Origin of the sequence: Hymenobacter sp. (assembly GCF_035709525.1) — a bacterium.
In the GTDB taxonomy this organism is placed as follows: Bacteria; Bacteroidota; Bacteroidia; order Cytophagales; family Hymenobacteraceae; genus Hymenobacter.
In genome coordinates, this window is the sequence record NZ_DASTEP010000204.1 from 1 (window position 1) to 9807 (window position 9807).

At 60.9% G+C, this 9807-nt stretch carries 9 protein-coding genes; 4 read left to right on the forward strand and 5 right to left on the reverse strand.

All coding sequences use genetic code 11. From position 1 onward, the window contains the following. Positions 1-1745: UvrD-helicase domain-containing protein (locus VFO93_RS17830; protein ID WP_325135736.1), on the reverse strand; the 1745-nt coding region annotated here is incomplete at its 3' end. A gap of 192 nt (positions 1746-1937) precedes the next feature. On the opposite strand from VFO93_RS17830, the gene VFO93_RS17835 reads away from it, so the two are divergent. Next, a complete protein-coding gene (locus tag VFO93_RS17835; RefSeq protein ID WP_325135737.1) occupies positions 1938-2228 on the forward strand; it encodes a hypothetical protein in 291 nt (96 codons plus the stop codon). A 3-nt stretch (positions 2229-2231) separates the two neighbouring features. On the opposite strand, the gene VFO93_RS17840 is transcribed toward VFO93_RS17835, so the two are convergent. Further along, positions 2232-2651 (reverse strand): thioesterase family protein, encoded by a 420-nt coding sequence (locus VFO93_RS17840; RefSeq protein WP_325135738.1) that lies wholly within the window; start codon positions 2649-2651, stop codon positions 2232-2234. Between the two features lie 281 nt (positions 2652-2932). Here VFO93_RS17840 and VFO93_RS17845 point away from each other — a divergent pair, with 281 nt between their 5' ends. Both VFO93_RS17845 and VFO93_RS17850 read left to right on the forward strand, forming a co-directional pair. Beyond that, the gene (locus VFO93_RS17845; protein WP_325135739.1) at positions 2933-3133 is read left to right on the forward strand and encodes a cold shock domain-containing protein; all 201 of its coding nucleotides are present in this window, start codon (positions 2933-2935) and stop codon (positions 3131-3133) included. Positions 3134-3652: 519 nt separating this feature from the next. Continuing rightward, complete coding sequence (locus tag VFO93_RS17850) at positions 3653-5611, forward strand: DEAD/DEAH box helicase (protein ID WP_325135740.1); 1959 nt, start codon at positions 3653-3655, stop codon at positions 5609-5611. A 279-nt stretch (positions 5612-5890) separates the two neighbouring features. On the opposite strand, the gene VFO93_RS17855 is transcribed toward VFO93_RS17850, so the two are convergent. From VFO93_RS17855 to VFO93_RS17865, 3 genes are all read right to left on the reverse strand, one after another. Next, the gene (locus tag VFO93_RS17855; protein ID WP_325135741.1) at positions 5891-6343 is read right to left on the reverse strand and encodes a PA2169 family four-helix-bundle protein; all 453 of its coding nucleotides are present in this window, start codon (positions 6341-6343) and stop codon (positions 5891-5893) included. Positions 6344-6439: 96 nt separating this feature from the next. Next, positions 6440-7756, reverse strand: coding sequence for an NAD(P)/FAD-dependent oxidoreductase (locus VFO93_RS17860; RefSeq protein ID WP_325135742.1), 1317 nt, complete (start codon positions 7754-7756; stop codon positions 6440-6442). A 23-nt stretch (positions 7757-7779) separates the two neighbouring features. Further along, complete coding sequence (locus tag VFO93_RS17865; RefSeq protein WP_325135743.1) at positions 7780-8661, reverse strand: SDR family NAD(P)-dependent oxidoreductase; 882 nt, start codon at positions 8659-8661, stop codon at positions 7780-7782. 187 nt (positions 8662-8848) lie between these two features. On the opposite strand from VFO93_RS17865, the gene VFO93_RS17870 reads away from it, so the two are divergent. Next, a complete protein-coding gene (locus tag VFO93_RS17870) occupies positions 8849-9721 on the forward strand; it encodes an SDR family oxidoreductase (protein ID WP_325135744.1) in 873 nt (290 codons plus the stop codon). Positions 9722-9807 lie beyond the last annotated feature (86 nt).

Genomic DNA, 9807 nt, shown 5'->3' on the forward strand with positions numbered 1-9807 from the left:
GGGCGGGGGTGTCCTTGTTGGTGAAGAGCAGTTCGACGTGGCCAGCCGGGGGGTAAGGTTCCCGCGTTTGGAGTCGCCTGCTGAAAACCATCCTCAAAAATCCCCGCCACCAGCTCACCGTCCACGCTGCGTTCCCTTACATAGGTAAAGAACTCATTGTTAAACCCAATGATAGCTGGCTCGCTCCGGTAGTTCACCGCCAGCGACTTAGGCTCCAGGTTTTGCTGCAAGGTGTAGTAGCGCTCGCTCAGCAGCCGCTGCATGTCCACGTCGCGCGCCCGGGCGGCCAGCGTGCCCGTGTCGCGCTGGTAGAGGCGCAGAATCTGCTCCAGCTCGCCGCCGCGCCAGCGGTAGATGGCCTGCTTGGCATCGCCCACGGCCAGCGAGAGGCCGCCGTTGCCGACCGCGTTTTCGACCAGCGGCAGCAGATTATTCCACTGCAACACGGAGGTGTCCTGAAACTCGTCAATCAGCAAATGGCGGTATTTCTCGCCCAGCCGCTCATAGATAAACGGCACCGGCTCGGTGAGCACGATGGCCGCAATGCGCCGGTTGAACTCCGAAATAAGCACCACGTTGCGCTCGCGGCTGATTTCCTCTACCAGCTTGTTCAGCTCGCTCAGCAGCGAAGCGTGGAAGAGGAAGGGCTGCAAAGCCTTTAGCAACAGATAGTTTGGTAGGTGCGAGAGGCGCAGCTCCAGCAGCTCGCCAAAGGCGGCTTCCAGCTCGGGCTGGGTGGCTTCGATGGCGGGCACCAGGCCCGCTTTTTTGGCTTTGTCGCTCCACCACTTGCCGCTTTCCACCACCTTGCGGGCCGTGGCGGTGGGGAAGTCGGCCTTGGCATCGGGCGCGCCCAGCCAGCGCTCCCAGTTGCGGAAATGCCCGTGAATGCCGTTGGCCCCGCCCGCCAGGTGCTCGGCCTCGACGCCCGCGCCGGCCAGCGCCGCCAGCGCCCGGTCGGCCTGCGCCTGCACCTGCTTTTCGAGGTCGTGCAGCCGCGCCCTTATGTCTTGGTCGAGCGCCCGGAAGTCGGCCATCGTCTTCTGGCCCAGCTGCGCCACGGCCTCGTGTACGCTCTCGCTGAAGAGGTTGCGACCAAAATTCAGCAGCTCGTCGGGCAGGCGGTTCCAGCTGCGGCCTTCCTCGGCCTGGCCCAGCGCGTAGTCGGCCAGGGTCTGGCTCAGCAGCTTGCTTTGCGGGTCGCGGTTCACCTTGTCGAGCAGCGCGGCCACCGCCGAGCGCAGCACGCTGTCGGTATCCAGCTCCACCTCGAAGGTGGCGGGCAGCCCCAGCTCGCGCGTGAACGCCAGCACGATGCGCTGCACAAACGAGTCAATCGTGCTCACCCCAAAGTCGGCGTAGTGGTACAGCACCAGCTTAAACGTGGCCCGCGCCCGCTGCCGCACCTCGCGCTGCCACTCGGCCGCCGTGCGCAGCTGCGGCGGCAGCTGCGCCTCCTGCGCCAGCTCGGCCGCCACCTCGGCCAGCAGGGCATCGGGCTTGTCGTCAGCGTCTTGCGCAAAGCGCCGCAGCGCCCCCACGATGCGCTCCTTCATCTCGCCCGCCGCGTCGTTGGTGAACGTGATGGCCAGAATATTCTTAAAATAGCTCGGGTTGAAGCTGCGCTCGCCGGTGGGGTCGGCGGGCTGCGGGTAGCCCAGCGCCAGCTTGAGGTATTCTTTCGTTAATTGGTACGTCTTGCCGGAGCCGGCCGAGGCGGAATAGATGCGGAAGGGGGCGGGCATTAATATATTTTACTCAAAATATATGAGAGCGTTTAGCAAGGTAATTCTACTTGGTGTCTGCCTAAGCTCAGTAGCGACTGTACCAATACAGAAAGGAGACGCTGCTAGTTTTTAAGTGTTAATGATGGAAAAGAGCCTGACTATTATAAGCTTCCTTCAGAAATAGAGCTTAGTTCAGATGAGCTAATTAAGATGAAGAAAATGTTGCGTAGGGCCGTGAATCGCCATAATTATGAAATGTACCAATACAAAAGCTGGCAGATTATGCTGGGTGAATATGGAGTGCAATACAAGGTGTCTATCAATAAAAAAGTCGAGAAAATAGTATGGATAAACGCATTCTGCAAAGAATCAGGCTTTAATTTTAAAAATCTGGATTCTGAAATTGTTAATGTGCTAGATGGCGGTAATTGCTTTTTTAATACTACGATTAATATCAAATCAGGCGAGGTAGCACCAATAAGAATTCACGGTTCTGCTTAATACTTAGTTTGGTAATAACCGCTCCGCCACCGCGCCCGGCACCCTTACCGGCCGACCGCTGCCCGCATCCAGCAGCACCCACTGCGTTTCGGCGGCGCAGAGGAGCTGCGCGTCGGCCACGCGCTCGATGCGGGTGCAGCGCTTCGAGCTGGCGCCCTTCACGTCGGCCACCCAGGTGAGGACGCGGAGTTCCTGCCCTTCATAAGCCGAGCGCAGGTAGCGGATTTGGTGCTCCTGCACCACCCACACCTGCGGCGGCATTTCGGGGCCAGTGGGGTAGAGCGCGTGCCAGTGGGCGGCGGCCACATCCTGCACCCAGCGCACGTAGGCCACGTTATTGGCGTGGCCGAGCTGGTCGATGTCAGAGGCTTCGACCACAAACGTGTGCTGAAAAGCGTAGGCCGGGGCGGCGGGCGTATCCATAAGGTAGTAGTGCGAACTTGGTGGTTCGCGTTTGGTAGAAGATGACCGCTACCGGGCGCGAACTACAAAGTTCGCGCTACGAGCACTACAGGCCAGCCAGCTAATACAAGCGCTGCCCGCGAAAGTTTTTTCGCCAGGCCGATGAAGTTCGGAAATTCTATCTATCTTTGGCGCAACTCAAGGCCCCGTGTTGCTGTTCCGGTCCGCTCCGGTGTAGTTAGCATCTTAGGTCCCCAGCGTTCGCCGGGCTTTGATGATACACCAATTTTTATTTTTTTATCATGCCGACCGGAACGGTAAAATTCTTCAATGAGACCAAAGGTTTTGGTTTCATCAAAAACGACGAAACGGGCCAAGACATTTTTGTGCACGTAACCGACCTCGTGGATGCCAAGACGCTCCAGGAGCGCGACAAAGTTCAGTACGAAGAAGCCCAAGGCCGTAAAGGCCCGAACGCCGTGAAAGTTTCGCTGATTAGCTAAGAATCTTTTGCCTTTGTGCTAGTGAAAAGGGCGTTTCCCGTAAGGGAAACGCCCTTTTTTGTTATTGCCCGTCGCCCGTGGGAACCTCACCCCCCGGCCCCCTCTCCAAAAAAGAGGGGGAGCCTGACGCCTACCTAACGACTGTTTTCGTCCGCTGGCGGTCGGCTTCCCCTCTTTTTTGGAGAGGGGGCCGGGGGGTGAGGTTCCCACGGGAGGCGAGCCACTTTCACCTTTTCCATTAGCTTTTCTCAAAGAAAATTCGTACCTTTGCACCCGCATTTGAGAACGGCCCCATTTTAGTGGCCGGGGTGGCCTAGGTTAAGTAAGTGGCTGCCGAGTAGTTCCCGTTTAGTTCGGTCGTATTTTTTCCGCCTTGTCGTTGTCAGGAAAGGTTGAGGGGGAAGAAGCGCCGCCGCTGTTGAGCCGGCTGTTTTCAGAGCGTAGTCTCATTCCCCGCACAAGCCACTAGTAGGTTCTGGAAGGAACCAAGTGGCTGCAAACTCCCTTTCTTTCCAACTTATGGAAAACCAAGTAGAAAACGCCGTCGAAAAAGCCAAAGTGCGTTTCGATGAGCTCAACCTCTCGCCCGAACTCCAGCGCGCCATCACCGAGATGGGCTACGAAGAAGCGTCGCCGATTCAGTCGGCCGCCATTCCGGTGCTGCTCGAAGGCAAAGACGTAATCGGCCAGGCCCAGACGGGCACCGGCAAAACGGCCGCTTTCTCCATCCCCGCTATCGAGGGTGTAAACGGCGATAGCCGTGATGTACAAGTGATTGTGCTGTGCCCCACCCGCGAGCTCGCGGTGCAGGTATCGGGCGAAATTCAGAAGCTCGGCAAGTACAAGCGTGGCCTGGCAGTAGTACCGATTTACGGCGGCTCGTCCTACGACCGCCAGTTCCGCGCCCTTGAGCGCGGCGTGCAAATCGTAATCGGCACGCCCGGCCGCGTGATGGACCACATCGAGCGCGGCACGCTGAAGCTCGACAAAGCCACCAAAATCATCCTCGACGAAGCCGACGAAATGCTCGACATGGGCTTCCGCGATGATATCGAGTACGTGCTCAGCAAGATGCCCGAAAACCGCCAGACGGTGTTTTTCTCGGCCACGATGAGCAAGCCCATCCTGGAGATGACCAAAAAATACCAGCGCGACCCGCAAACGGTAAAGGTCAACCACAAGGAGATGACGGTGTCGAACATCGAGCAGAGCTACTTCGAGGTGCGCGGCCCACAGAAAAAGGACGTGCTCACGCGCGTGCTCGACATGTACAACCTCAAGTCGACCATCATCTTCGCGAACACCAAGCGCATGGTCGATGAAATCGTGTCGGACCTGCAAGCCAAAGGCTACTTCGCCGACGGCCTGCACGGCGACATGAGCCAAGCCCAGCGCCAGAACACGCTCGATAAATTCCGCAAAAGCACGCTGGAAATCCTGGTTGCTACCGACGTAGCCGCCCGCGGCATCGATGTGGATAGCGTAGAGGCCGTATTCAACTACGACCTGCCCGCCGACGAAGAGTACTACGTGCACCGCATCGGCCGCACCGGCCGCGCCGGCAAGAGCGGCCGCGCCTTCACCTTCGTGAGTGGCCGCGACATCTACAAGCTGCGCGACATCATGCGCTTCACCAAGGCCGACATCAAGCTGGAGCAAGTGCCGAGCTTCGCCGACGTGTCGGAAGTGAAAACGACGCTGTTCCTCAATCAGATAAAAGAAGTGATTGAGAAAGGCAACCTCGACAAGTACGTGGGCCGCGTGCAGCGCCTGCTCGACCAAAGCGAAGACGTAACCTCGCTTGACATCGCCGCCGCGCTGCTCAAAATGACGATGAAGGAAGACAAGCGCGCCGAGCAAAGCCTCGACGCCGGCCGCGAGCGCGGCGCCAGCCGCCCCGGCTACACGCGCCTCTTCATCAGCATGGGCAAAAAAGACCGCCTGCACCCCCGCGATGTCGTGGAGTTGATTTCGGAAAATACCGCCCTGCAAGGCAACAAAGTAGGCGACATCGCCCTTTACGACAAGTTCAGCTTCGTGGAAGTGCCCGCCGAGTTTGCCGACGAGGTAGTAGCCCAGCTGGGCCGCAGCAGCATTCAGGGCCAGCCGGTTACGTTCAGCATCGCTACCCCGGTGCAAGATGCGGCCGCTAAGGAAGAAGGCAACAACCGCCCCGAGCGCCGTGGCTTCGGCGACGGTGAGCGCCGCGGCTTTGGTGGCGGCGACCGCCGCGAAGGTGGCCGCCCGCCCTTCGGCGGTGGCAACCGTGGTGGCTACGGCGACCGCCGCGAAGGCGGTAGCAGCTACGGCGGCGGCTACAAAGGCAACCGCGACGGCGGCAGCAGCTACGGCAACCGTGGCGGCGGCAGCTACGGCGACCGCCAGGGCGGCCAAGGCGGTGGCTACCAGCGTGGTGGCTACAAAGGCGGCCAAGGTGGCTACGGCGGCTACAAAGGCAAGCGCGACTACGACGAATAGACCGCAGATTCAAACGGATTTGTCGGATTTAACGGATACGCCTGCTGCGCAGGCTGACTAAGCGAACGATAGCAAAAGAGGCTGCTCATACGAGCAGCCTCTTTTGGTTATTGACCAGACCAGCGAAGTAATCGGCTAGCAAACAGCAAGTAGTAGCAAAAAAGGCTGCCCGCACGGAGTAGCCTTTTTTATTACTGGTCAGTTAGTCAGCTTGCGCAGCAGGCGTATCCGTTAAATCCGACAAATCCGTTTGAATCTGCGGTCAATCCTGCGGTCGGATTACTTCGACGAGTCGCGCAGGCCGCGGATTTCGTCGTGGGCGGCTTTCACGCCCTGGGCTTGCTTCTCGATAATCGATTTTAGGTCGCCGGGCAGGTCTTGTAGCTTGCTGGCTTCTTCGTAAGCCTTCTTGGCTACATCTTCGCCGCGCTCGCACTCGGCCAGGATGGCGTGGTTGTCGTGGCCGGTTACGGCAGCTTTCAGGTCAATCCAGGCATGGTGAATGGCACCTAGTACCGACGAACCTTCGTCCGTATCGGGCTTGAGGTCAAGCTTGAACATCTGGTCTTCGAGCTCGGTCACGTAGCTGGCGCGCTGGGCCGAGTACTTCTTGAACAGCTCTTTCAGGTGCTGGTCCTGCACGTCGACCATGGCGTCGGCGTAGCCTTTCTGGCCATCTTTAAGAACGGTAATGAGGGCGTTGAGGCCGGTTTGGGTGGCTTTGGCTTCCATAATAGGAAAGAAAAGTAAGGTGGAGAATGTTGCCCGGTTTACTAGTCAATGGCCCGCAGGGTTGCGGTGCCGTTCCAAGAAGCCCAAAAATTATTCCTATTCTGCAGCCGCCGCTGGTTGCGCGCGTGGCCGCGTGGCCGCCGCCATCGCCTGGCCCGCGAGGTAGCCCGTAGTCCAGGCCGCTTGAAAGTTAAATCCGCCCGTAATGCCGTCGACGTCAAGAACTTCACCGGCAAAATAGAGTCCCGGCACGCGGCGGCTTTCCATTGTTTTAAAGTTGACTTCGGCCAGCGGAATACCGCCGCAGGTCACGAACTCGTCTTTGTGGGTGGTCTTGCCCTGTACTTGCAGCGGGGTGCGCAGTAGCAACTCCAGCAGGCGGTTTTGGGCTTTGGCGGGCACCTCGCTCCAACGCGTTTCGGGGCCGATGCCGGCCTCGGCTACCAGCGTGCGCCACAGGCGGCTGGGCAAGCCAAACTGCGGATGGCCAGCTACTTGCTTCTTGCCATTATCGGCCCGAAACTGCTGCGCCCAGGGGCGCAGGGTATCATCGGTGTGCGCGGGGGCCCAGTTGATGAGCGCTGTGCCGTGGTAGCCCAGCTCGTGCAGGCGGCGCGCCCCCCAGGCCGAAAGCTTGAGCACGGCCGGGCCACTCACGCCCCAGTGCGTAACCAGTAGGGGGCCTTCGTATTGCAGCTTTTCGCCGGCCAGTACCACGCGGGCGTGCGGCACGCTCACGCCGGGCAGCTCGCGCAGGGGCGAAGCGGGCACGTTGAAGGTAAACAACGACGGTACCGGCTCCGCAATGGCGTGCCCCAGGTCGCGCAGCCAGTCATAGGCCCCCGATTTGGGGTTGCCGCCGGTGGCTATCAGCAGGCGGGCGGCGCGCAGCTCGGGCCCCAGGCCGGCGCTGCCTTCGCCGCTGAGCGCCAATCTAAAACCACCTTCTGGCAGTGGCTCGATGCGCTCGGCGGCGGTGCGGGTATAGATGCGGACGCCGGCTTGCCGGGCCGCGTCTTCGAGCGCGCGGGCGATGGTTTCGCTGCTGTCGGTGGTCGGAAACATGCGGCCATCGGCCTCGGTCTTGAGCTTGACGCCGCGCTTGGCAAACCACGCGATGGTATCGGGCACGCCGAATTTTTGGAATGCCTCTTTGAGCTGCCGGCCGCCGCGCGGGTAGTGCTGCACGAGCTGCGCCGCCGACTCGCAGGCGTGCGTCACGTTGCAGCGCCCACCGCCCGAAATACGAACTTTGCTCAGCAGCTTGGGGCTTTTTTCGAGCAAAAAAACTTCCGCGCCAGGGTTGGCTTCGGCGCAGGCAATGGCCCCGAAAAAGCCCGCCGCGCCGCCGCCGAGCACCACGATAGGTAGCGTGGTGGCGGGGTAGGCGAGGGGGGCGGTAAGTGGCGACATGCCGCAAAGATACCGCCGGCTTTTCAGGCCATGCTATCCGTTTCGCTCGGTGTGGCCGGGCAGGCCGCAATCGCCGCCAGCACATCATCGTACCTGAACTGGTAAGGTAAGATGCTGCGCAACAGGCTGCTATCAATCGTTTTGCCCGGCTCATAGTCGGGCCGGAAGGTAGGCGGCGTGAGTCCCAGAAATTTGGCGGCCGCCGGGTAAAACTCGCGACGTGGAGGGTGCGACAACGCACAGACGTTCAGCGTATAGCCCCAGATGTTATTCCGGATAATCGTGCTGAGCACCCCGATGGCATCGGTGAGGTGCAGCAGGTTCACAGGCGCGTCGCCCTGCGGCAGGTCGCGGCGGCCAGCCAGAAAGCGCCCGGGCGCCCGGCCGGGGCCAATGAGGCCGCCCAGGCGCACTACCGTGCTGCTCCACTGCCCGTAGCGCGGCACGAAATGGCCCTCGGTGCGTAGCACGTCGGACGCCGCGTCGCGGGTGCTGATGGCATCCTGCTCGCGCATCAGGCGTGGTTCTTCGGGATACACGCCGGTGGTCGATACAAAGAGCACCGCCTGCAAGCGGGCGGCAGCCACGGCCCGGTGCACCGGGCGCAGCAGCTGCGGGTAGCCCCCGGCAATGGCAGCACGGGGCGGTACGTTGAGTACCAGTACGCTAGCGCGGCGCAGCAGGTCGGTCAGGCGGGCTTCGTCGGCGGCCGAGAAGTCGGCGCCTAGCTGCAACAGGTGCGGCTCGATGCCCGCTGCTTGCAGCAGCGGAAGTTGCTCGGGAGAGGTAGTAGTACCCAGCACCCGGTAGCCCTGCGCGAGCAAGGCCTGGGCCAGGGGAAAACCCAACCAGCCGCAGCCCAGCACTGCTACGGTAGCGCCTGGAGGGGCAGCGGAAAGAGGCATGAAAATCTGAACAGGTACGTAAGCTAAGCTAAGCTATTAGCTTGCAAGTTGCACACAAATCTTGAAATAGTGCCGGTAGTTTTCGATGAATGCGGCTCATTTCTGGCCGAAACAGCTGCCTGGCGCGCTTAGCTGTTTTACCTTCGGCGCATTATTGTTGCAAATCTTCCCACCTCCCCGCTCGCTCATGTCTTCGCCTTACACCCAACCCATGCTGCGCGACAATGCGCTGGCCGGCAAAACCATCATCGTAACGGGCGGCGGCACCGGCCTGGGCCGGGCCATGACCACCTACTTTCTGCAACTCGGGGCCAACGTGACCATCACCAGCCGCAAGCTCGACGTGCTGGAAGCCACCGCCGCCGAGCTGCGCCAGCAAACTGGCGGCCGGGTGCTGGCCGTGGCCTGCGACGTGCGCAAATATGACGCCGTAGAGGCCATGCTGGCGCGCACCTACGAGGAGTACGGCCGGGTAGACGTGCTGCTCAACAACGCGGCCGGCAACTTCATCAGTCCCACCGAGCGCCTGAGCCACAAGGCGTTCGATGTAATAGTAGATATCGTGCTGAAGGGTAGCTACAACTGCACCCTGGCCGTGGGCAAGCGCTGGATAGCCGACCAGCAGCCCGGCACCATCCTCAACATCGTGACGACCTACGCCTCGGTGGGCTCGGCCTTCGTGGTGCCTTCGGCGGCGGCCAAGGCGGGCGTGCTGGCCCTCACCCGCTCGCTGGCCGTGGAGTGGGCCAAGTACGGCATCCGCTCCAACGCCATCGCGCCCGGCCCGTTCCCCACTGAGGGGGCGTGGAGCCGGCTATTTCCCGAGCCGCTGGCCAGCCAGCTCGACCCCGCCGCCAGTGTGCCGCTCAAGCGCGTGGGCCAGCACCAGGAGCTGGCCAACCTGGCCGCCTACCTGGTGTCCGACTTTTCGGCCTACGTCAACGGGGAGGTCATCACCATCGATGGTGGCGAGTGGCTGAACGGGGCCGGCGAGTTTAACAAGCTCGGTGCGCTGACCCCGGACATGTGGGACCACATTGAGAAAACCATGCGCCGCTAGACCGCAGATTCAAACGGATTTGTAGGATTTAACGGATACGCCCGCTGCGCGGGCTGACTACTCGAACGCAGGGTAGCCTTCGGCTA